Annotated in this window: 19 protein-coding genes and 1 pseudogene; 12 read left to right on the top strand and 8 right to left on the bottom strand. The window is 63.9% G+C overall.

The features are described from left to right. Window positions 1-3: 3 nt before the first annotated feature. From EV698_RS04770 to EV698_RS04760, 3 genes are read left to right on the top strand one after another with little or no spacing between them, the layout of a single operon-like run. Complete coding sequence (locus EV698_RS04770; RefSeq protein WP_130502984.1) at window positions 4-1,035, top strand: serine hydrolase domain-containing protein; 1,032 nt, start codon at window positions 4-6, stop codon at window positions 1,033-1,035. Continuing rightward, on the top strand, window positions 1,035-2,015 hold the full coding sequence (locus tag EV698_RS04765) for a hypothetical protein (RefSeq protein WP_130502983.1): 981 nt from the start codon (window positions 1,035-1,037) through the stop codon (window positions 2,013-2,015). The genes EV698_RS04770 and EV698_RS04765 overlap by 1 nt, the downstream gene beginning before the upstream one ends. Further along, window positions 2,012-2,722: a DUF3320 domain-containing protein gene (locus EV698_RS04760; protein WP_130502982.1), complete on the top strand. Its 711-nt coding sequence runs from the start codon at window positions 2,012-2,014 to the stop codon at window positions 2,720-2,722. The genes EV698_RS04765 and EV698_RS04760 overlap by 4 nt, the downstream gene beginning before the upstream one ends. On the opposite strand, the gene EV698_RS04755 is transcribed toward EV698_RS04760, so the two are convergent. Beyond that, complete coding sequence (locus EV698_RS04755; protein ID WP_239016206.1) at window positions 2,719-3,618, bottom strand: homocysteine S-methyltransferase family protein; 900 nt, start codon at window positions 3,616-3,618, stop codon at window positions 2,719-2,721. The genes EV698_RS04760 and EV698_RS04755 overlap by 4 nt on opposite strands. A gap of 113 nt (window positions 3,619-3,731) precedes the next feature. Here EV698_RS04755 and EV698_RS04750 point away from each other — a divergent pair, with 113 nt between their 5' ends. Then, on the top strand, window positions 3,732-5,204 hold the full coding sequence (locus EV698_RS04750) for a hypothetical protein (RefSeq protein WP_130502981.1): 1,473 nt from the start codon (window positions 3,732-3,734) through the stop codon (window positions 5,202-5,204). Between the two features lie 15 nt (window positions 5,205-5,219). Here EV698_RS04750 and EV698_RS04745 read toward each other — a convergent pair whose 3' ends face one another. From EV698_RS04745 to EV698_RS04735, 3 genes are read right to left on the bottom strand one after another with little or no spacing between them, the layout of a single operon-like run. After that, window positions 5,220-5,990: a 3',5'-cyclic-nucleotide phosphodiesterase gene (locus EV698_RS04745; protein WP_165385724.1), complete on the bottom strand. Its 771-nt coding sequence runs from the start codon at window positions 5,988-5,990 to the stop codon at window positions 5,220-5,222. Window positions 5,991-5,994: 4 nt separating this feature from the next. Beyond that, window positions 5,995-8,499 (bottom strand): sensor domain-containing protein, encoded by a 2,505-nt coding sequence (locus EV698_RS04740; protein WP_130502979.1) that lies wholly within the window; start codon window positions 8,497-8,499, stop codon window positions 5,995-5,997. A 14-nt stretch (window positions 8,500-8,513) separates the two neighbouring features. Then, a complete protein-coding gene (locus EV698_RS04735; protein ID WP_130502978.1) occupies window positions 8,514-9,512 on the bottom strand; it encodes a 2-hydroxyacid dehydrogenase in 999 nt (332 codons plus the stop codon). Between the two features lie 156 nt (window positions 9,513-9,668). Here EV698_RS04735 and EV698_RS04730 point away from each other — a divergent pair, with 156 nt between their 5' ends. After that, on the top strand, window positions 9,669-13,322 hold the full coding sequence (locus EV698_RS04730; RefSeq protein WP_130502977.1) for a hydantoinase B/oxoprolinase family protein: 3,654 nt from the start codon (window positions 9,669-9,671) through the stop codon (window positions 13,320-13,322). Here the strand turns inward: EV698_RS04730 and EV698_RS04725 are convergent. Further along, window positions 13,309-14,091 carry a ZIP family metal transporter gene (locus EV698_RS04725; RefSeq protein ID WP_130502976.1) on the bottom strand — a complete coding sequence of 261 codons (783 nt, stop codon included), beginning with the start codon at window positions 14,089-14,091 and terminating at the stop codon, window positions 13,309-13,311. The two genes, EV698_RS04730 and EV698_RS04725, sit on opposite strands and share 14 nt — an antisense overlap. Before the next feature lie 146 nt (window positions 14,092-14,237). Here EV698_RS04725 and EV698_RS04720 point away from each other — a divergent pair, with 146 nt between their 5' ends. After that, complete coding sequence (locus tag EV698_RS04720) at window positions 14,238-15,296, top strand: NAD(P)-dependent alcohol dehydrogenase (RefSeq protein ID WP_130502975.1); 1,059 nt, start codon at window positions 14,238-14,240, stop codon at window positions 15,294-15,296. Between the two features lie 8 nt (window positions 15,297-15,304). On the opposite strand, the gene EV698_RS04715 is transcribed toward EV698_RS04720, so the two are convergent. Continuing rightward, window positions 15,305-15,685: a group III truncated hemoglobin gene (locus tag EV698_RS04715; protein WP_130502974.1), complete on the bottom strand. Its 381-nt coding sequence runs from the start codon at window positions 15,683-15,685 to the stop codon at window positions 15,305-15,307. 118 nt (window positions 15,686-15,803) lie between these two features. Between EV698_RS04715 and EV698_RS04710 the strand changes: the two genes are divergently transcribed. After that, window positions 15,804-16,493 carry a type 1 glutamine amidotransferase domain-containing protein gene (locus EV698_RS04710; protein ID WP_130502973.1) on the top strand — a complete coding sequence of 230 codons (690 nt, stop codon included), beginning with the start codon at window positions 15,804-15,806 and terminating at the stop codon, window positions 16,491-16,493. 57 nt (window positions 16,494-16,550) lie between these two features. Here EV698_RS04710 and EV698_RS04705 read toward each other — a convergent pair whose 3' ends face one another. Next, a complete protein-coding gene (locus EV698_RS04705) occupies window positions 16,551-17,018 on the bottom strand; it encodes a GlcG/HbpS family heme-binding protein (RefSeq protein ID WP_130502972.1) in 468 nt (155 codons plus the stop codon). A 302-nt stretch (window positions 17,019-17,320) separates the two neighbouring features. Continuing rightward, window positions 17,321-19,036 carry a potassium/proton antiporter gene (locus tag EV698_RS04700; RefSeq protein WP_130502971.1) on the bottom strand — a complete coding sequence of 572 codons (1,716 nt, stop codon included), beginning with the start codon at window positions 19,034-19,036 and terminating at the stop codon, window positions 17,321-17,323. A gap of 75 nt (window positions 19,037-19,111) precedes the next feature. On the opposite strand from EV698_RS04700, the gene EV698_RS04695 reads away from it, so the two are divergent. From EV698_RS04695 to arsD, 5 genes and pseudogenes are all read left to right on the top strand, one after another. Then, a complete protein-coding gene (locus EV698_RS04695; RefSeq protein WP_130502970.1) occupies window positions 19,112-19,660 on the top strand; it encodes a hypothetical protein in 549 nt (182 codons plus the stop codon). A gap of 327 nt (window positions 19,661-19,987) precedes the next feature. Then, window positions 19,988-20,143 (top strand): annotated as a pseudogene (locus EV698_RS10390) (IS66 family transposase); the annotation flags it as partial. Window positions 20,144-20,611: 468 nt separating this feature from the next. Further along, entirely contained in the window at window positions 20,612-21,649 is a 1,038-nt protein-coding gene (gene arsB, locus EV698_RS04685; protein ID WP_130504018.1) for an ACR3 family arsenite efflux transporter, read from the top strand. A gap of 10 nt (window positions 21,650-21,659) precedes the next feature. After that, complete coding sequence (locus EV698_RS04680; protein WP_130502969.1) at window positions 21,660-22,463, top strand: universal stress protein; 804 nt, start codon at window positions 21,660-21,662, stop codon at window positions 22,461-22,463. A gap of 33 nt (window positions 22,464-22,496) precedes the next feature. Next, complete coding sequence (arsD, locus tag EV698_RS04675; RefSeq protein ID WP_130502968.1) at window positions 22,497-22,871, top strand: arsenite efflux transporter metallochaperone ArsD; 375 nt, start codon at window positions 22,497-22,499, stop codon at window positions 22,869-22,871.

Below are 22,871 nucleotides of genomic sequence, written 5' to 3'. Positions count from 1 at the left end.
GCGATGGCAAGCGCTCACGGGATCGTTACGGTGATGGTGTTCATGTTGGTAGGGGCTTTATTGCTCGCCTCACCGGCGGCTGCATTGGACTGCCGGGTCAATGAAAGCGGACTGGTCGAGGTGGCGGAATCAGCGCAGCGATTCGACACGCTGCGAACCCTCCATGTCGCGATCGAGGGGGAATCCGTCATCGCCCGGGGCTACCGCGGCGTGTCGCCCGATGCCGCGACCAATGTCAAATCCGCGTCCAAAACGCTGATCGCCGCCGTGGTCGGAGCGGCGATCGAGCGGGGTGTGCTCTCGGGCGTCGACGCCCGGGTTGCCGATCTGTTGCCCGATGCTTTGCCACCGCAACCGGACCCGCGCCTCGACGACCTGAGCGTTGCCCATCTGCTGGCCATGCAGGCGGGGCTCGAGCGTACCTCCGGCGAGAACTACGGCGCCTGGGTCGCCAGCAATAACTGGGTGGAATCGGTGCTCGATCAACCCATGTCGGGCCGCCCGGGCGGCGAGATGCGTTACTCGACCGGCAATACCCATCTGCTCTCGGCCATTCTCGAGCGCCGCACCGGCGACGCGAGCTATACGCTGGCCAACCGCTGGCTGGCGCCGGCCGGTGTCGAGGTCGTGGACTGGATCACCGATCCGCAGGGCATTGCCTTTGGCGGTAACCAGGTGGCCATGCGACCGGTGGCGCTGCTGGCACTGGGTGAGCTCTATCGACGCGACGGCGTGACGGCGTCGGGCCAGCGCCTCCTTCCCGGGGGCTGGGTCGATGCGAGCTGGCAGATCCGGGGGCGCTCACGATGGACCAACGATGGCTATGGCTATGGCTGGTTTATCCGCGATTTCGCCGGCCATGAGGGCTACTACGGCTGGGGTTACGGGGGGCAGATGCTCTACGTGATCCCCAGTCTCTCGATGACCGTGGTCATGACCTCCGACCCCGACCATCCGTCGGGCCGGACGGGCTACCGGGATCAGTTACATGCGCTGACCGATCGGCTGGCACGCACGGCGTGTCGTGGGAATTGATGGGTTTGTTCAAGTTCGGCGAAAAGGATCGCGACGGCCGGCAAAAGCGCATCGAGCACACCGGGCGCTACCTGCGGGCGAGCCGCACCGGAGGCGTGGCGCTGCGGGCGCATGTCAAGGCCGCGGGCATCAACCTGACCGGCAACACGAGCCAGGGAGTGCGGGTATCCACCCGGCTGGCGAAGAACACGCAGATCGCCATGCAGAATGGCCGCTTCGTCCTCCGCGGGCGGTATGGCTCGGATGCCGCACGTTTCAACCTGTCGAAAAGCGGTGTCAGCGTCTCCTCGAAAACCGGGATCGGTACGGTCAACTGGATCCGTCCCGGTCGTTCATCGGCCAAGTTTGCCGGTGTGCAACTGCGCGGGCAGAAGGCGGCCGCCATCAACGGGGTCTACCTGGTGCTTGCCGGGATCGGCTGGAGCGCGAAGCTCCTGGGGCGGGGGGTTGCCGTGGTGGTGCAGTGGGGCGTGGGTCGCTGGCAGCAGGCGCAGCAGGCCCGGGAGCGTATTGCGTTCGAGATGACGGAGATCGCGCCGGCGGGTGAGCGGGTCCTTGCCGCACAGGACGTCGACCCGACGCGCGAACCGCTCCGCGATCTCTTCGCGGCACTCATTGCGCTGACCGCCGTGATGGGGCGGGGTGAATCGACCCTCGACCCGGCGATGGCCTCAGCCACCGTCCCGGATGACCCGTTCACACCATCGCTGCTGGCAGACGTGAATGTCGCCGCCCGGTCACTGCAGGACTGGCTGGGGGACAGCCGGGACAGTGACGATCCGGCGCCGATTCTGGGCGTTCTCCATCAGATCGCCCGCGCCTTTGCCGATCGGGTGGATGACACGATGCGGACCGAGGCGGTGTTCGCCATTGACGACGCCTGCCTTGCGCTGGGCGAGCGGACGATCCTGCAGGATGCGATGCTCGATGTGCTGGTCGAGTCGCTGGGAGTGGAGCTGACGGTGGCGGGGGAGTCATGACGACGACGAATCAGCCGGGGGGCCTGGTGGCCGCCGTGGCCCTCCATGAGCAAGTGCTGCGCCGGCCCGATCCCGATGCGTCCGCCGCGCGACTGCATCCCGGCCGGCTGGCGGCGCCGACGCGATGGATGCCCGATCTGCTGCCGATCAGGCCCTATCAATCGGTCGATCCCGTCCGGCTTGGCCTGGGTGGTTACGACGACTTCCACGCCATTCCCGACGCCGCCCTCGATACCGCCATCGAGCAGGTGGTCGATGCCGAGGGGCCGGTGCATTTCGACGTGCTCGCGGATCGGCTGCTTGATGCCGCGGGCGTCGGCCGCCTCGGCTCGCGGATTCGGGCGCGCATCGAGGAACGCCTCGAAGCGCTCTCGGCGACGCCGTCGCTGCAGTGGCAGGCAGGCCGCGTGGCGCGGCCGGAGCAGGCCCTGAAACCGTCGTACCGGGACTGGCGGGCCGCGCCGGAGAAAACGCGCCAACTGGAGTACGTGAGCGATGACGAGCTGATGCTGGCACTATTCCGCGTCGTACTCGATGGCGATGCCGATGATCGCGAGACGGCGATGAACGCGGGCATTCATGCCATCGGGTTTACCCGGCTCACCGGCAACGCCCGCGAGCGGCTGCAGCCCCGGGTACAGGCCCTGCTCGACACCGGCTGGCTGGTGGCGCAGGGCGAGGGGTTGCAGGTCGGGGCCGTCCCCTAGGAGGGCGAACCGACTTCGGTGTCCAGCATCTCCCGCAGTGCGGCGATATGCGCCGGGCCGATCTCGCAGCAGCCGCCGACGAGCGTCGCGCCGGCGTTGATCCAGTCCCGGACATGGACCGCGTAGGCCGTGGGGGTGAGCTCCTCGCGTGCGGTCAGGGCGTCCACGGTGCCCCCGGGCTGGAGGTTGGCGGCCGCGGTAAACCCGTTGGCATAACCGCCAAACGGCACGCCGAGACCGCTTAGATCCGACATGGCCTTCGTCACGGCCTCGGGGAAAGAGCAGTTGGCCATTACCGCCTCGGCGCCCGCGTCGATCACGGCCCGGGCGGCATCGATCAGGGGTTCGCCGGAGCGCAGTTGATGGCCATTCTCGTCATCCACCGTGAAGGCCACCCAGACCGGCAGGCCACTCTCCCTCGCCGCCCGGGTGGCCGCGACGGCCTCGCGGGTCAGCGACATGGTCTCGACGATGAAAAGATCAATCCCGCTCGCCTGCACGGATACGATCCGCCGGTAGTCATCGAGGCATGTCGCATCATCCGGCGCGACATCCGCGTGATAGCTCGCGACCAGCGGCGGCAGGCAGCCGGCGACGCGCGCCGACCGGCCGGCTTCGTCCCGGGCCCGGTGGGCCGCGTCCAGTGCCGCGGCATGGAGTGATTCGAACCAGTCGGGCTGCCCGTCGCGCTCCAGGCGCGGCGGCGTGGCGGCGTAGGTGTTGGCGGTAATGACCTCGGCCCCCGCGTCAATGAAATCGCGATGCGCCGCGGTCACGAGCTCGGGCTCATCGAGCATGACCTGCGTCGACCAGAGCGGCGAGGCGGGCTTCTGGCTGCGCCGGCGGAGTTCCTGGCCCATGCCGCCATCGAGGAGGGTGATTGTGGTGTTCTTCAACGGCCTGTTTCCCTATCCGGAAGTTTTAATTTCGACGGTAGTGTGTGGGTGCGGAAGTGGGAGAGCAATACCGGTGCCGGTGGCCTATAATTGCCGGCAAACGGGAGGTGATAGTGAACAGTAGTAGTAACAGGAACATGACTCGGGCAGGGATCGGTGGCGCACTGGTTGTCGTGATCGCCATCGGCGGTTATGCGGCGCTCTCCGCGGCCGCACAGTCCAGTGCCGAGGCGGCGTTCGGCAACTTCCAGTCGAGTATCGAGGCGGTGAATGCCGGCGTTGATGTCTCCGCGGCCGCCATCGACGGCCAGCCCCTCTCGCAGAGCGCCGTTTTAAGCGATGTCGCGATCAGCAACGATCGGACCGATTCCCGGCTCTCGATCGGTTCCCTCACCCTCACGCCCGGCGAGGAGCGGGTGAAGTCGCTCCGGGCGCGGGATATCACCATCGCCTCCGCCGCGCTGGACCAGGACGTGACCATCGATCGGTTCGAGGTGAACGATCTCTCGTACGCGGATGCCGAGTTCCTCGTCACGCTTGCCTCTGGCAAGGCTGAACGGACGGCGATCGAGGAGCGGATTACCGGACTCACCACCGGGCCGATGAAGCTCACCGGAATGACGATCGACGAGGATGACGCACGGCTCGAGGTCGGCACGCTGTCGCTCGAGTCGATTGATGCGGGAATCGTCTATGCGCTTCGCGCCACGGACGGCGAGCTTCGCATCAAGGGCCCTGGCGGCGGCGACTTCGAGGGGCAGAGCGTCGCGCTGGACTCAGCCGAGATGGGAGCGGTCAGCCTCCCGGCGATTGCCGGCATTACGGCCGAACTCCCCGACGATATCGACATGTCGGCCGCGGCTGACTGGTCGGTCGAGGGGCTGACCTATACCAATGGCGAGGTGATTGCGGGCCTGGCCCGGGCCGGTGTCGACGACCTGGAAGTCGAAGGTCGCCGGATCACGCGCATGGCCGTGAGCATGGAGGACCTCCACCTGCTGAAACCCGACAACCGGCCGCTGAACGAGCTCGGTCCCGGCTACGCCGCGATTTTCCGGGCATTCGACTCGAATCGCGTCAGCCTGGACTCGAGCCTGTCCGCTGAAAGCGATTTCGAGGCCGGTGATCTCGAAATGCTCATGGCGCTCGAGATGGGGGATGCCGGCGGGATCGAGATCGATGCAGCGCTGACGGGGGTTCCCTTCGAGACGCTCGAGGACATGGAGGCCGCCGATAACCAGGCAATGACGCGGATGCTCGGGACGTTGCAGCGAAGCGTTGGCATCCGTCACTTCTCGCTCCAGTACACCGATGACGGGGCGCTCGACATGATCGCCGATCGGATGGGCGGTCGGGAGGTCCTGTCCATGCAGGCCCAGGGTGCGCTCAATGTGGCGGGCGGGTTCATGAACCGTTCCGATGCGCGATTGATTCGTGACGAGGTTGCCGATTTCCTCGATGGCGGCGAGCGGCTCTACGTCGGGTTCTCACCCGAACAGCCGGTGGGGGTAACGGAGCTGCAGCGCGTCCCCTTCGTCAACGCGCCGCTCACCGAGACGCTCGGCATGAAGATCGAGGGCGAGTGACGCGGATGTACTGCGTTATGCCAGTGCCCAGCACAGGCTGGGTGGTAGCTGCGCCCGCAGCATCTCGATAATCGCCTCGCGCTGCAGCGGCTTGAGGTGGGTAATCCAGACCCGCTCCGGCTGAACGTCGAGCGCCCCGAGCAATCGGGTCAACCGGTCGGGGGTCAAATGGCGGGCCTGCTCGGCGAGCCGGTCATGCGCGTTGCTGAGCCCGCACTCGATGTAGAGATCCGTCAGCGGCGCGAGCCGATTCAGTGCATCGATACTGACGTCACTCAGCCCGGTATCGCCGCAGATGGCGGTCCGGGTGTCGGTGTCGTCGATGCAAAAGCCGCAGGTGGGGACGGTGTGGGCCACCGGAAAGGGGGTAACCGTCAGTCTTGAATCACCCTCGCCAGCGAGGCTGAGCGGCTGCCACGGCGTGAGGGGGTGAAAGCGCAGAACGCCGGCACGGGCGCTGGGCAGGCGACTGAAATCGGGCCAGATGTCGTTATTGAAGACATGGGCCCTGAGGGACTGGATGGTCTCGGGCAACGCGTGGACATTCAGCGCACGGCCGGTCGTGGTCAGCGTATCGAACAGTGCGTCGATCAGCAGGGGCAGGCCGGCGATGTGGTCGGCATGCGCATGCGTGAGCAGGACATCGCTCAGCGAGTCGAGCTGTGCCCGCTCGAGCCGCTGGCTGCCCGTTCCGGCGTCGATCAGGGTGGCGGGGGCGATGTGGAAGGCCGTGGTCCCGTTGCCGGATTCGAGACCCCCGCTGCTCCCCAGTGTCTGTATGTGCATGGCTTTATGAGTTGGGGAAAGTCGGCCCGGAATGCGGGGCGTCATTCCTCTGTTCCTGCTGCCCGAGTGTGTTGAATAGCAGATCAATCATCTCGTCGCTACGGGTCTTGAGCGACTGCCAGGTCTCGGCATCCGGTACGGTGCCGGCGGTAACAAGCAGCTCGGCTTCGGCGAACAGCGACTGGTGAATCGACCTGATGCGGTTCAGTGCGGTGCGGCGCTGACGGTTGGTGACAGTCAGTGCCGCCTCGGAGATCGGAATGATACTGGCCGCCAGCCATTGGCCGAGACGGCGCTCATCCGGCTCAAGCGTGGGTGGCGGACCCTGATGATAAACGGCCTGTTCGAGTTCGTGGATCCACTGGCGGTGATCGACCATCGCGAACAGGGCCGGGAGATCGTCGCGGTCGACGGGCTGACTGGATTGCCATTGTGCCGGCGGTGCCCAGGAATCGATCCATGACGGCAGGGCCTCGGGGGGCATGGGGCGGGCAATGCCGTACCCCTGGGCGAACTGGCAGCCAAGCGCCAGGAGCATCGTGCCGTGTTCCAGCGTCTCGACACCCTCCGCGATCATATGCCGCGAGAAGGCGCTGGCAAGACCCTGGACGGCGTTGAGAATCGCCAGATCGTTGGCATCGTCGAGCATGTTGCGCACAAAGCTCTGATCGATTTTCAACACCGGTGCCGGGAGGCGCTTGAGATAATTGAGTGTCGAATAGCCGGTCCCGAAGTCATCCAGTTCGAACCCGATCCCGAGCTCCCCGCAGGCAACGATGACCGCACGGACACGATCGATATCATCGAGTGCGCTGCTCTCGAGCACTTCCAGTTCGAGATCGTTCGGCTCCATCTCCGGATGGCGATGCAGGCAGTCCTCGAGTTTGGTGACGAAGTCGGGCTGAGCGATCTGGTGACCATCGACATTGATACTGACCGGGACCTCATACCCCTGCCGGCGCCAGGCGACGATCTGGCTGGCCACGGTTTCCAGCACCCAGTCGCCCACCTCCACCGCCGCCGCGGTCCGCTCGAGCGCGGGCAGGAAATCGCCGGGTGTCAGAAGCCCTCGCACCGGATGCTGCCAGCGGAGCAGTGCCTCGGCACCGATCACCCGACCCGAGCGCATGTCGACCTTGGGCTGGTAGTGGAGTAGCAGCTGCCCGGCGGCCAGCGCCTGCCGGACCGCATCAATCGTCTCGTGCTGACCGCGAATGGCATGGTCATGATCCGGGTCGAACGTGACGTAGCGATTCTTTCCCGAGCGCTTGGCAACATACATGGCCTGATCGGCCTGGCGGACCAGCTGCTCGGACTCCAGGCGCTCTGTCTGCGGGTAGAACGTCACGCCGATGCTGGCGGTCATCGCCAGCCGATATCCCCTCGATTCGGTGTATCGAGTCACGGTCTCGTGGAGATTGTTGATGACCCTGTCACCGTCCGCACGATTCCTGAGTCCATCAAGAACGACGACGAATTCATCGCCCCCCACCCGGGCGAGGATGTCGCTCTCGCGCAGGTTCTGGCGCAGACGCCTTGCAATACCGGTCAGCGCCCAGTCCCCGCGAGTGTAGCCATGCCGGTCGTTGATCGTCTTGAACCCGTCCAGATCGATATAGGCGACCGCGATCAGGTGCGACGAACGATTGAGTCGCATCATGGCCTGCTCCAGCCGGTCATTGAGCAGGAAGCGATTGGGTAGGCCGGTCAGCGTATCGAAGTAGGCCATGCGCTCGAGCCGCTCGGCCCCACGGATCCGCTCGGTAATGTCCTGGTAGCGCCAGAGATGGCCGGGGGGCTCGCCGGTCCCGCGCGGGATGGGTACGTAGTCGCGTTGCAGTATGCGGCCGTCCATTGTCTCCAGTCTTTCCGCGAGCGCCGGCACACAGTGGGCGACGTCTTCCTCGATGGTTGTGGCAAAGCCCTCGGGGTCGGTGAACAGAGGTTTTATCGCCTGCGCCGCATCCCGGCAGTCGCTGCCCACGATCGCATCAGGCCGCTCGGGGATCCGTAGCAGATCGATAAGCGCCTGGTTCGCAAGCCGCACCCGTCGGTTGCTGTCCTCGAAAAGAACGCCATCGGGCATGTTTTCAATGAGTGAGCGTAACTCGCCCTCGGTCTGTCGCAGGGCGCGGTCGGTGGCCTTGCGCTCGGAGATGTCGGTCACGGTGGTGACCTTGTAGCGACGACCATCGGCCATGACGACGCGGCCGGCGGTTACCATGATGTCGCGCACGGCCCCGTCCTTGCGGACGACCTGCCACTCACCGGCGCTCTCGTCGCCACCGGCGAGGAACTCGTCGTGCATGCGCCCGGCGGTCTCGCGCAGACCCTCCGGCAGGACGGTAGTGAAGGGCCGCCCGATCAGCTCCTCGCGTGTATACCCGTAGGTGGTGCAATAGGCGTCATTGACCCGCACGAAGCATCGATTTTCATCGGTCACGCAGATTCCGATGTCGGCCGATTCGTAGATCGCCTCGAAAAAGGCGTTTGTGGTCGCGGTGTCCATGCGCGCCCCTTGGATCAGAGTCGCCGTGTCAATTCATTGTCGCAAGGCTCATTGCCGGCGACGGCCGCCACATTCGCCAGTGTGACCTCGGCAATCTGCGTCATGGCCTCCTCGGTGAAGAAGCCCTGGTGGCCGGTAATGAGCACGTTCGGGAAGGTGAGCAGCCGCGAGAGCATGTCGTCCGCCAGGATCTCGTCGGAGAGATCGCGAAAGAAGATATCGCTTTCCTGTTCATAGACATCGAGCGCCAGGTGACCGACCTTGCGGGATTTCAGCGCCTCGATGACCGCCTCGGTGTCGATCAGCCCGCCACGGCTGGTATTCACCAGCATCACCCCGTCTTTCATGCGCGCAATCGATGTGGCGTTGATCATGTAGTGATTGGCGTCGGTGAGCGGGCAGTGCAGGCTGATGATGTCGGACTGGGCGTAGAGGTCGTCGAGCTCGACGTAACGACCGCCCAGCGCCTCGAAGGCCGGATTCTCGTAGACGTCGAACCCCAGCAGCTGCACGCCCAGTCCCGATAGGACCCTTGCGGTGGCGACACCGATGCGACCGGTCCCGACCAGCCCGACGGTGCGGCCGTTGAGATTGAACCCGAGCAGCCCCTTGAGGTTGAAATCACCCTCGCGAACGCGGGCGTAGGCACGATGCGTATTACGGTTGAGGGTCAGGATCAGTGCCAGGGTGTGCTCGGCAACCGCCTCGGGGGAGTAAGCCGGTACGGTGACCACCGACAACCCCAGGCGCTTGGCCTCGGGGACATCGACATTGTTGAAACCGGCGCAGCGCATCGCGACTATCCGGACTCCCGCGTCCGCCAGCGCCTGCAGGCAGGGTGCGTCGAGCGTGTCGTTGACGAAGGCGCAGATAACCTCGGCGCCGTTGGCCAGCCGGGCGGTATCGGCGTTGAGTGGCGATTCCGTGAATGCCAGCTCGAATCCGTGGTTCTCGTTCCCCCGCTCCATGAATTCACGGTCGTATTTCTGTGCGCTGAAAAAGTAGATGCGCATATTCGATTTCGTTCCCCGCTGGGTGCAATTCGTAGTGCAGTATAAAGAATGTAGAGGACGGTTAAAGCATGGTTACGACCGGTTGACCGCCAGCCTTGTCGCGGTCAACCGGTTTCTGTTTGGCTGAAGTAGCACAACATCAAAGGGCGACAGACCATGGCGGCCGCGGATGAGCGCTGGGATTTCTGGATTGACCGTGGCGGTACCTTTACCGATGTGATCGGCCGTGCCCCGGATGGCGTGCTGCACCCACTCAAGCTGCTGTCGGAGAACGCCGAGGCCTACGACGATGCCGCCATCGAGGGCATCCGGCAGCTGCTCGACGCCGATGCCGCCACGCCCGACCCCGACCGGATCGGCACCGTTCGCATGGGGACGACGGTGGCGACTAACGGTCTGCTGGAGCGCAAGGGCGATCGTACTGCGCTGCTGACCACGTCCGGCTTCCGTGATGCGCTTCGCCTCGCCTACCAGGCGCGGCCGGATATCTTCGCCAAGGAAATCATCCTGCCCGAGATGCTCTATGAACGCGTCATCGGGGTCGAGGAACGTCTCTTTGCCGATGGCACGGTAGCGACGCCGCTCGATACCGCGAGCCTCGATGCCGATCTCGAGGCGTTGCGGGAGGACGGGATTGATGCCGTCGCGATCGTCCTGATGCATGCCTGGTGCAACCCCGAGCACGAGGCGATGCTGGCCGATCACGTTCGCGCGCGGGGGTTTGGCCAGGTATCGGTAAGTCACGAGGTCTCGCCGCTGATCAAGCTGGTGGGACGGGGTGACACCACGGTCGTCGATGCCTATCTCTCCCCCATCCTGCGCCGGTACGTGGCGCGGGTGAAAGATGCCCTCGGTGCGACGGCGGCCGGTGAACCCGGTCCGACGCTACAGTTCATGATGTCGTCGGGCGGGCTGACGGCGGCCGAGCGATTCCAGGGCAGGGACGCGATCCTCTCGGGTCCGGCGGGCGGCGTGGTCGGCATGGCACGCAGTGCCGAGGTGGCGGGTTTCGAGGAGGTCATCGGCTTCGATATGGGCGGTACCTCGACCGATGTCGCGCATTTCGCCGGCGATTACGAACGCGCGCTCGACACCGAGGTGGCGGGTGTTCGAATGCGGGCGCCGATGATGCGCGTGCACACGGTCGCGGCCGGGGGAGGCTCGATACTGCATGCCGAGCCGGGGCGTTTTCGTGTCGGCCCCGACAGCGCCGGTGCCGATCCCGGCCCGGCCTGTTACCGCCGCGGCGGCCCGCTGACCGTGACCGATGCCAATGTCATGCTCGGCACGCTCAATCCCGAACTCTTCCCGGCGATCTTCGGCCCCGATCAGGACCGGCCTCTCGACCGCGACACCGTGGTTGAGGCGTTCCGGGCAATCGCCGCCGAGACCGGCGAGGGTCGCTCGCCGGAGGCGGTCGCCGAGGGGTTCATCCACATCGCGATCGAGAATATGGCCGGTGCCATCAAGAAGATCAGTGTGCAGCGCGGCTATGACGTGACGCGCTACCTGCTCAATTCCTTCGGGGGCGCGGGCGGGCAGCACGCCTGTCGAGTGGCGGACGCGCTCGGCATGCAATCGATCCTCGTCCACCCGCTCTCCGGGCTGCTGTCGGCCTACGGGATCGGGCTCAGCCAGGTCTTCACGACACGCCAGCGAGCGCTCGAGATCCCGCTGGAGGAGGGCAGCCGTGCCGGGATCGATACGGCGATGGAGCGCCTCGGCCGCGAGGTTCGGGACGAGATGCGCGCCCAGGGGGTTGCCGATGACGCGATCGCAACGCGCGCCACTCTGCACCTGAAATACGAGGGCACGGATACGGCCCTGCCCGTCGCCTTTGACGGTCACAATCTTGCAGCCGCCCGGGTCGACTTCGAGGCCGCGCACGAGGCGCAGTTCGGGTTTGTGAGCCCCGAAAAGCGCCTGATGATCGAGGCGGTTGAAATGGAGGCGGGCGAGGCCGATGGCGGCGCCGTCCCGGAGATACCCTGGGCCGTGAGTCGCGTGCAGGCGGAGAGCGATCGCCGTGTATCGGTCTTCTCCGGTGGTGACTGGCGGGAGGCGGACGTGTTCCACCGTGAGCGCCTCGCGCCGGGCCACCGGGTGCGCGGTCCGGCCCTGATCATCGAGCCCAATCAGACCATTGTCGTGGAACCGGGCTGGGAGGCGGCCATTACCTCCCACGACCATGTGCTGCTAACCCGTCACGCGGCAATGCGTCGCGATCGGGCGATCGGGGCGCAGAAGGCCGATCCGGTGTTGCTGGAGGTGTTCAACAATCTGTTCATGAACATCGCCGAACAGATGGGCGTCGCCCTGCAGAACACCGCGCAATCGGTGAACATCAAGGAACGGCTGGATTTCTCCTGCGCGGTCTTCAATGCCTCGGGGGCGCTGGTCGCCAATGCACCGCACATGCCGGTGCACCTCGGGTCGATGGAAAAATCCGTGGAGACCGTGATTCGGTCAAATGCGGGCGATGTGAACCCCGGCGATGTGTTCGCGCTGAACGCGCCCTATAACGGCGGGACGCACCTGCCCGACATCACCGTAGTAACGCCGGTCTTTGACGCGGCCGGCGAGGCGATCCTTTTCTGGGTCGCCTCGCGCGGGCATCACGCCGATGTCGGTGGCACCGCGCCGGGCTCGATGACGCCACTGGCGACGAGCGTCGACGAAGAGGGCGTGCTGATCGATAACGTCCGTGTCGTGGCGCGTGGCCAATTTCGTGAAGACGCGCTACGCACGCTGCTCACCGATCACCCCTACCCTTGCCGCAACCCGGATCAGAACATCGCCGATCTGAGGGCGCAGGTAGCCGCCAATGCACGCGGTATCGCCGAGTTGCGCCACATGGTCGCGGAATACGGGCTCGATGCGGTGCAGGCATACATGGTGCATGTCCAGGAGAACGCCGCCGAGTCGGTCCGCCGCCTGATCGGCGGGTTGAGCGATTGCGAATACGAATACCCGACCGATACCGGCCAGACAATCCGTGTCAGGATCAGCGTCGATCACGACGCCCGCGAGGCGCTGATCGATTTCACCGGCACCAGCGATGCGCGCGCCAACAACTTCAACGCGCCCGAGCCCGTCACCCGGGCCGCGGTGCTCTACGTGTTCCGCGTGATGGTTGAGGCGCCGATCCCGATGAACGCGGGCTGTCTCGAACCGCTGCGAATCCACATCCCCGAGGGCTGCATGCTCGCACCGGCCTACCCGCGCGCCGTGGTGGCGGGCAATGTCGAGACCTCGCAGCATGTCACCAGCGCGCTGTTCGGGGCGCTCGGGGCGATGGCCAACTCGCAGGGCACGATGAACAACCTGACCTTCGGCAACGACACCTACCAGTATTACGAGACGATCTGCTCGGGCTCACCCGCGGGCCGGATGAATTCGGGACGCGGGTTTAACGGCACGGACGGCGTGCACGTGCACATGACCAATTCCCGCCTGACCGATCCCGAGGTGCTGGAGCTTCGCTTTCCGGTGTTGCTGGAGGACTTCTCGCTGGTTGCCGGCTCGGGCGGCCGCGGAGCCTTTCATGCCGGCGACGGCACGCATCGCCGGCTGCGATTCCTCGAGGCCATGGACTGCGCCATCCTCTCCTCGCACCGCGACCGGCCGCCGCTGGGTATCGCCGGGGGTAGCGCCGGGCGTTCGGGTCGGACACTCGTCCGCCGCAACGACGGCCGCGACGAGGTGCTGGCGGCCTGCGCCCAGACCCGCATCGAAGCGGGCGAGGCGATTACCGTCATCACACCCACGGCGGGTGGCTATGGCGAAGCGAACGGTTCTACCCGAGGCTGACGTCCAGGAAGAGCATCAGCACCAGTCCGACGGACAGGCCCAGTGTTGCCTTGTCCTGATGGCCACGGCGATGCGTCTCGGGAATGATCTCGTGGCTGATGACATAGAGCATGGCGCCGGCGGCAAACGCCAGCCCCCACGGGAGCAGCGGTTCCGACACGGTAATAATGCCGGCACCCAGCATGCCTCCGACGGGTTCGACCATGCCGGTCAGTGCGGCAATCGTCCAGGAGCGGCGGCGTGAATAGCCCTCGCCGAGCAGTGAGACGGCAACCGCCAGTCCCTCCGGCATATTCTGCAGTCCGATGCCGATGGCAAGCGGCAGACCGCCATTGATGCCGCCTGAGCCGAACCCGACGCCGACTGCAAGACCTTCCGGGAAGTTGTGGATGGTGATCGCGATGATGAACAGCCATACCCGGCGCAGTGACACCGACTCGGGGCCTTCGCGACCGGTGCGGAAATGCTCGTGGGGCAGGCGGTTATTGAGCAGCGCAACGGCACCCATTCCGAGGAGGATCGCGATACACACGATCCCGGCGGGTGTCACGGCGTTTCCGTAACGGATCTCGGCGGCATCAAGCGCCGGGACAATCAGCGAGAAAAACGAGGCCGAGAGCATGACGCCGGCGGCGAAACCCAGGGACAGATCACGGATGGCTCGGGACGGCACGCGCCCGAACAGGACAGGTGTCGCGCCGACCGCGGTCATTGAACCGGCAATCAGGCTGCCGATCAGGCCCAGCATGATGGGGGAGGAGACAGTCATCGCAATTCCGTCAGCAGTATTGCGTATGGACGATACCACGAGTCGCCGGGTTGCAGATGTCAATCACACGGTTTGACTGGATCGACCGACAAGCGCAGCGTTGATGGGATTAAACTGGAACTCATTCGGAACAGAGAACGACAGCCATGACCAACACCAAAGCCTACGCCGCCACCGCACCCGACTCCGGTCTCGCGCCGCACGGTATCGACCGCCGCGAACTGAGGGCGGATGACGTCGCCATCGAGATCGATTATTGCGGCGTCTGCCATACCGACATCCACTTCGCGCACAACGACTGGGGAGTCACCCAGTATCCGCTGGTGCCGGGCCACGAGATCGTGGGCCGCGTGACAGCCGTCGGCGATCAGGTCGGTAACTACCAGGCGGGTGACCGTGTCGGCGTCGGTTGCATGGTCGATGCCTGCCGCGAATGCGAGGCCTGCCAGGACGGGCTGGAGCAGTACTGCCTCAACGGGATGACAGCCACTTATAACGGCCAGGACCGCCACGACGGGTCCATCACAATGGGTGGTTATTCCGAGAAGGTCGTAGTCAGCGAACGCTTCGTGGTGCGTATCCCCGAGAAACTGGAAATGGCCGCCGCCGCGCCGCTGCTCTGCGCCGGCATCACCACCTACTCACCGCTGCGTCACTACGGCGTAAAGGCCGGCCATAAGGTCGGTGTGATCGGCATGGGTGGCCTCGGGCACATGGGCGTTAAGTTCGCGCGGGCCATGGGGGCGGAAGTCACCATCTTTACCCGGTCCGAAAACAAGGTCGCCGAGGCGAAAAATCAGGGCGCCCATCACGTGATTATCTCTACCGATGATCAGCAGATGGCGGACGCGGCCGAGACGTTCGATTTCATGCTCGATACCGTGCCGGTGCAGCACGACCTGAACCCCTACCTTGCCTGCCTCAAGTATGACGGCACCCATATCCTCGTGGGTCTGCTGGAGCCCGTGGATCCGACCCTGAACGCGGGCAACCTGGTGCTGAAGCGCCGCGTGCTGGCGGGCTCACTGATCGGTGGCATGCCCGAAACCCAGGAGGTGCTGGACTTCTGCGCCGAACACGACGTGCGTTGCGACATCGAGATGCTGGACATCAACAACATCAACGATGCCTACGAGAAGGTGCAGAAGAGCCAGGTGAAGTACCGCTACGTGATCGACATGGCGACCCTGAAAAACGCCGCCTGAATTTAGACTCAACCCAGCAGCCGGCGCTGGAGATTCACGAGAATCCGGTCCGCCAGCAGATGGGCACGATCCGTCATCGGACCGGAAAAAAGCTCATCCAGCGTCTGGTGGAAATGCTCGCTCCAGCGCTCGAAATGCTCCGGCCTGAGCGGACCTTTTGCGTGGACCGCTTCGTGTTTCGCCACCATGTTGCGGGTATAGCACCCCTTCTCGCCGAGGAGCATCTTGCGCCAGTACGCCTCGATCGTCGGCAAGTGGTCCTCGATCCGGATCCCTGCGGTCTCCATGAAGACCGGGCGCATCAGTGGGTCGTTGAGCAGGCGCTCGTAGAAGCCCTCCACCAGGGCGTGGATGGCCTCCGGGCTGTCCAGGTCAGGCTTTGAGGTCATGCTGTGGGCTTTGTCCTCGAGTCTCTCTTGTTTTCCCGTTGGCGAGCCCCCAAATCAATCGATAGCGGCGGTAGCAGCCGCCCGCTTCCATACGCGGATTCTCTCAAGGGAGTAATTGATGACCCCACGGATTCTGATTGTTTTGACCTCGCACGATCAACTTGGAGACACCGGTCGCCAGACCGGCTTCTGGCTTGAAGAGCTTGCGGCCCCTTATTACACGCTCAAGGACGAAGGCGCGACTCTGACGCTGGCCTCTCCGCAAGGCGGACAGCCGCCGGTTGATCCGGCGAGTGATGCGGAGGAGAGCCACACGGACGCGACGCGGCGCTTCGAGATCGATACGGACGCGCAGGCCGCGCTGGCCACGACGCATCGACTCAGCGATATGAGCGCTGACGACTTTGATGCCGTGTTCTATCCCGGTGGCCATGGCCCGCTCTGGGACCTCGCCGAAGATGCCGACTCGATCCGTCTGATCGAGACCTTTATCGCGCAGGGCAAACCGGTGGCGACCGTCTGCCACGCGCCGATTGTGCTGGTGGGCGTGAAGACCGATGACAATGAGCCGCTGGTCAAGGGACGCGAGGTGACGGGCTTCACCAATGGCGAAGAGGACGCGGTCGGGCTGACCGATGTGGTGCCTCATCGTGTGGAGGACGCGCTCCAGGCCTGCGGCGGCATCTACTCGAAGGCTGATGACTTCACGTCCTACGTGCGTGTCGACGGCCAGCTGATCACCGGCCAGAACCCGCCATCCTCGGCAGCCACCGCCGACGCTCTCCTGGAGTGGCTCAGGAAGCATTAAGTCGGGCTTTTCCTGAACATCAGTCAAAGGATAACCCGATGGCCGTCCGACGCGCCGTCAGCCCTCAGCGGCATCAAGGCCGATGCCAAGACCCGCGGCATCGATGCCGGCCAGGACACAGGCCTGGTCGTTGCCGGGGCTATCGCCGCTGGCACCCACGGCACCGATGATTTCCCGCTTCCCGTCGAGGACCAGGACACCGCCGGGAACGGGGACGAATCGACCTTCGGAGGCAGCGGCGACGCCAGTCACGAAAGCGTCTCGGCCTTGAGTGCGTTCCCCGACCGTAGAGCTCGAGACGCCGAATCCCAGGGCAGCACCGGCTTTGCCCTGGGCGATCTGGAGCCTCAGTACGCCGGAGCCATCCTCGCTATCGGCGGAAACGAGATGCCCGCCGTCATCGAGCACCACCACCGTCAGGGGCTCAAGTTCTTGCCGTCTCGCCTCCGCCAGGGCGGCGCTAATGATCTGGCGTGCTTGCTTGAGCGGCAGATGGGTCGTGCGTCGAAATACCTCGGTGGCCATGCTTTTTCTCCAGGTTTTCAGGATTGATCGATCTCGCAAAAAACGGAAGCCGAATATAACTCAACTTTTTCTTTGAGTGCGCATTTGCGATTGTAAATCCAGTGACAAGTTAACTGCCCACATGTGTGCACACACGTGAGTCATGTCGAATTCTCAATGTCACGATCTTGATGCCATGAGAGTTGCTCGTCGCCCTTGGGCGTACACCGGGGTGCTCCAGGCCGACCTCCGCGGCCAGCCGCCGGCTCCGACCAGGCGAGGGCATCGCTCGGCTGGACGTCGTCAACCTCCATCATTGAAGCCTAATCAAAGGATAACCCGATGGCCGTGATCCTGTTCCTGTCATCGATCGCCCGAACAATCAAAACCACCGAGCCCAGGCGGACCCGGTCCCCTGGCTCGGGACGCTTTAGTCGGGACTGTAGATACGCCCCCACCGAGGTGGTCTCCACTTTGGTTGCGGTTGGCGGCAGTTTGACCCCGTAGACATCGATGAGCGCCTTCATCGGGGCGTCGGTGGCGATGGCGAAGTCGCCGAAAAACTTCCGCGCCGATACCTCCTGCCGGGGACTGCCGGCGAACAGGTGATCCAGCGCCGCGGCGTACTGGGGCGACATGAATATGTAGATGTAGTCATCGGGCTGCAAATAGCCGGCCTTGCGAAAATGCATGGATCGGCCGTCTCTGAGCACCAGCGCCGGACGGGCCCAGCGCGGCAGGCGCGCCCCGCCAACAATGGGGCTCTCGGGCATTACGTGATAGACAACCAGTTCATGATGCGCGGTGCCGGGCAGTTCCAGTTCGATTTTCTCCACCGGCCCCAGGCGTCTGGGCACGATCAACCCCAGTCGCTGCGCTACGGGCTTGATGGTCCACCCCTGCACCAGCAGCGAGGTGAGCACCATGATGAAGGCGACGTTGAAAAACCGCTGGGCATTCTCGATCCCTCCGAGAAAGGGCAGGATCGCCAGCAGAATGGACACCGCCCCGCGCAACCCCACCCAGCCAATGAACGCCGTCTCTTTGGGCGAGAAACGAAAGGGCAGCAGGCAGATCCCCACGGCAATCGGCCGTGCGACGAACATCAGGAAAAGCGCAAGGCCCATTGCGGGCAGTATCACCGCGGGAAAGTCCGAGGGTGTGGCGAGCAGGCCCAGCACCAGAAACATCAGGATCTGGGCAAGCCAGGTGGTGCCATCCTGAAAGCGCCGGAGTGCCGTTCGATGGGGGACAGCGTGGTTACCCGCCACCAGGCCGGCGACGTATACCGCCACGAAGCCACTGCCGCCGAACTGGCTCGCCGCGCCGAACAGCAGCAGTGCGGCTGCGAGCACAAGAATGGGATAGAGCGCGGCCTCGAGGTCGATGGTGTTCATCAGCCGCACCAGTAACCATCCGCCGACGAGGCCGACGCCGATCCCGCCTCCCATCTGCAACCCGAAGCCCGTCAACACCTCAAAGGTGAGCTCTCCCAGGGCGGATTGTGCGCGGATCAACTCCACCAGCGCGGTCACCAGGAAAATCGCGATCGGGTCGTTGGAGCCCGACTCCACGCTCAGTGTCGCCCGCACGCGCTCTCTCAGCGTAATCCCGCCCACGCGCAGCAGGTAGAACACCGCCGCGGCGTCAGTGGAGCTGACAATCGCCCCCAGTAACAGGGCATGGGTCCAGGGCAGACCAAACAGGACGTGTGCAGCAACGCCGACAAAGCCGGTGGTGATCAGGACCCCGAGGGTGGCCAGGGTCAGCGCCGGCGCCGCCGCCTTTTTGAAGTAGCGGAGTTTGGTCCCGAAGCCTGCGTCAAACAGGATGATGGCAAGCGCCATGCTGCCAATCAGGTAGGCCCCGGACCAGTCGTTATAGACGACCCCCAGTCCGTCCTCACCGGCGATCAGGCCAATCGCCAGGAAAAACAGCAAGAGCGGCGCGCCAATACGAAAGGCCAGCACACTGGTCAGCACCGACACGAGCACAAGGCTCGAACCGATCAGAACCAGGGGAGGTAGCCATTCAAGCATGGTGATTTCGTCCAGTCATAATGAAAACTCGATGATAACCTCAACGACGAACGACTGGACGGATGGAGCGTGTTTATGCACCAGATGATCGCCATTGCAACCTACACGCTGGCCTTACCCCTCTGGGCTGGTACCTGGTGGTGGATCGGTGGCTTCCGAATGCAGCGGCAGGATCCGATGCTGTGGCTCCCCAACGGCCTCTGCCTGCTGTTCCTGCTGATCAATCTCGCGCTGGTGACCGTTTTCGGTGAAGTGGGTGCGGTGGCTTACGAAGAAGGCCGGATCGCCTTTATCCAGGACCGCGCCATGATCGTGGTTCAGGCCACGGCGAGCGTGCTGATCGTCGCGGTGCTGGTCTACGGCCTGACGATACGCAAAGTCCCCGTGGAGTTTATCCGCTATCTCCTCTATGCCTTCATCTTTCTACTGGGCGTAATGGCGCCGATTATCTGGATCCCCATCGAAAAGCCCGGGTTTTTCTTTGTGTTACGCCATGTTCAGACCGTCGCGTTGATTTTCAGTCTGTTCCTCTGCGTTGCCGGTATCATCGTTTTGCTGCGCGACATCATGGCGGCCGGCGGCGTGGACATTGATCTGTCGCGTGATAAAAATCGGATGATGTAGTGCGCTCTCCAAGGGCTTTCCACCTCTTTGGCAAACGCGCAGCTTAGGCACGGATGACAGCTCTCTAGCGAGCGATTGAAACTGAGCACCACTCAATTTTCCCCTTTGCGCGCATTTGCGGTTGTAAATACAGTGACAAGCTAACCGCCCACATGTGTGCACATAGGTGGGTCACGTCGGTTTCTCAATGTCACGCGCTCGAGGCCATGAGAGTTGTTCGTCGCATTCGGGCGCTAATCAGGGCACTGCAGGCCGGCGGTTACTCGGGCTTCCGAGCGCTCTGCGAGACGGGCTGCGCTCAGGAAGCCGGTTGCTAGGCGCACTTGCGACGCAAGCACGAAGATCGACAACAACGCCGCCTATCGGGCGCTACGTACCGTGCCGCAGGGACGCAGGAACTACCTCTTCGCCGGCTCCGACCGGGGCGGGGAAAGCGTGGCGTTTATCTGCAGCCTCATCGGTACCGCCCGGCTGAACGGCGTCTCGTGGGCCGTGGCGGCGATACCTACCCCCTCAGCAAGTGCGGGGCTTTGGTTCGATGCTCGGCGCTCTAGCGCGGCTACCTGTTCCTGGTCATGTTCCTGATCGTCGTCGCCATGGTTCACCTCCAGTCTGCAAGTTACCGAGGTTTCCACTGGGGATGGGAAAGATCACATCCACGGCAAACGGATATTGACATAGCGCCTGGTCACCTGAGAATCTGCTTATCTTTACATACGCATATACATATATACGGGTAACGCTGACATTTGAGACGTGCTTTTGAGCGCTTTCAGACATAACCCGACCCAACAGCCTGTTGTTGCTGGAGCAGGAGGGGCGTCGGGGTGAGTGGCACCCGGGACACGCTCCGGGCCGTGCTGGCTTCCCGGGACCTGGGCGGGCTTACCGAGAAATTGATGGAGGTTAAGCGTGAGCAAGACTGATAATTCCCCGGATATCAAGGAGGGCATGGGCCTCTTTGAGCGCTACCTGTCGGTGTGGGTGGCGCTGGCGATCGTGACCGGCATTGCCGTGGGCCAGTTCGCGCCCGTGGTGCCCGAGCTGCTGTCGCGTTTCGAGTACGCACAGGTGTCAATCCCGGTCGCGATCCTGATCTGGGCCATGATCTTCCCGATGATGGTGCAGGTGGATTTCGATTCCATCGCGGGCGTACGTCGCCAGCCCAAGGGGTTGATTATCACCACGACGGTGAACTGGTTGATCAAGCCTTTCACGATGTTCGCCATTGCGTGGTTCTTCCTGGTCGTGCTCTTCGAACCACTGATCGAGGCGGGCCTGGCCCGTGAGTACCTGGCCGGCGCGATTCTGCTAGGGGCAGCCCCTTGTACCGCCATGGTCTTCGTCTGGAGCTACCTCACGCGGGGGGACGCCGCCTACACCCTGGTGCAGGTATCACTCAACGATCTCATCATGCTGTTCGCGTTCGCGCCGATCGTGATGTTCCTGCTGGGGCTCTCGGATATGACCGTTCCCTGGGAGACGATCGGGCTGTCGGTCTTTCTCTACATCGTGATTCCGCTGACCGCCGGCTACGCCACGCGCCGCTACGTAATCGCCAGCAAGGGCATCGATTACTTCGACAACGTCTTCATGAAGCGGTTGGGCCCGGTGACACCCGTTGGCCTGATCCTGACGCTGGTGCTGCTGTTCGCATTCCAGGGCGAGGTCATCCTGCAAAACCCGCTGCACATCGTCCTGATCGCGGTGCCGCTGATTGTTCAGACCTTCCTGATCTTTGCGATCGCCTACGGCTGGGCCAAGGCCTGGAGCGTGCCCCACAGCGTGGCGGCCCCGGGCGCGATGGTCGGCGCCAGCAACTTCTTCGAGCTGGCCGTGGCGGCAGCGATCTCGCTATTCGGGATGCAGTCCGGGGCGGCGCTGGCCACCGTGGTCGGCGTCCTGGTCGAGGTGCCATTAATGCTGGGGCTGGTCTGGATCGCCAATCAGACGCGCGGGTATTTCCCGGAAGCGCAGGCGAGTAGCTAAGGAGAGAGTGATGTTTAAGCACGCACTGATCGGAATCGATTTTTCACCGGCCTGGCCCTGTGTTCGCCGGCGGGTCGAGGCATTACGGGATTCGGGGCTGGAACGCGCAACACTGGTGTATGTACTGAGCAGCCGCTATCCAGCAGTGCCCGAGGAAAGCCACCGGGCCTGGTACGAGCAGCGCCTGACGGAGGAGGCCGAACAGCTCGGGGCATCGGGTCTGGATGTGGACTGGCAGATCCGAACCGGCGAGCCCGGGGGGGAGCTGGTCGCGGCCGCTGATGATACCGGCGCTGATCTGCTGCTGATCGGCAGCCGGGGCCAGAGCCGCTTCCATGAGTTTTTCCTCGGCAGTATCGCGCTTGACACCGCTCGACTGGCAGGACTGCCGCTATGGCTGGAGCCCGTGGGCGAGGAATGCCTGGCAAGCGATCGAACCGTTCTCCTGGCGACGGATGGTTCAACAGCCGCGAAGTCCGCGGAGGCGGTTTTCGCCGATCTGGCCGGGCAGGCGCAGAGGGCGCTGGCCGTCACGGTGCTCGATGACGCCGGGAGCGAGAGCAGTGCCGTCGCCGAGGCGAAGTCTCATCTGGCGGAGCTCTCCGAAGGCATTGCATCGCTTGAGACCCGTGTCGCGGAGGGTGATCCGCGTCGCGCGCTGACCGAGATAGCCAATGCGGAAAACGTGGACCTCCTCGTGCTTGGCAAGCGGGGGCGCAATCCTTTGCAGCAGCTGCTTCTGGGGAGTGTGGCCGAGGCGGCCTGCCGCGGGCTGGATGTGCCCGTTTTGCTGGTGCCTGAAGAGGGCAATTGATTAAAACCGACGCGAAGAATAGAGGATATGGAAATGACGACAGTCACCGTTTATGACCCACCCATGTGTTGCTCAACCGGCGTTTGTGGCGCCGACGTCGACCAACAGGTAATAACGTTTGCCGCCGACCTGGACTGGCTGCAGAGCCAGGGCGTGACCGTGCGGCGGATCAACCTGAGCCAGGAGCCCGCAGAGTTCACGATCAATGAGCAAGTGAACGCGTTAATACAGGCCTCCGGAAGCGATGGTCTACCGGCGATCCTGGTGGATGGTGAGATGGTTTCCAGGGCGCGCTTTCCCTCACGCGAGGAGCTGGCTGCCTGGAGCAGTCTGGCATTTGAGGATCAGGATAGCGCCGCATCAGCCTCGCCGTGCTGCTCATCAAACACGAAAAGCTCCTGCTGCTAA

The organism is Spiribacter vilamensis, assembly GCF_004217415.1.
GTDB classification, from domain to species: Bacteria; Pseudomonadota; Gammaproteobacteria; order Nitrococcales; family Nitrococcaceae; genus Spiribacter; species Spiribacter vilamensis.
The sequence above is the reverse complement of the archived record's forward strand: the minus strand, read 5'-3'. Positions and strand labels throughout refer to the sequence as shown.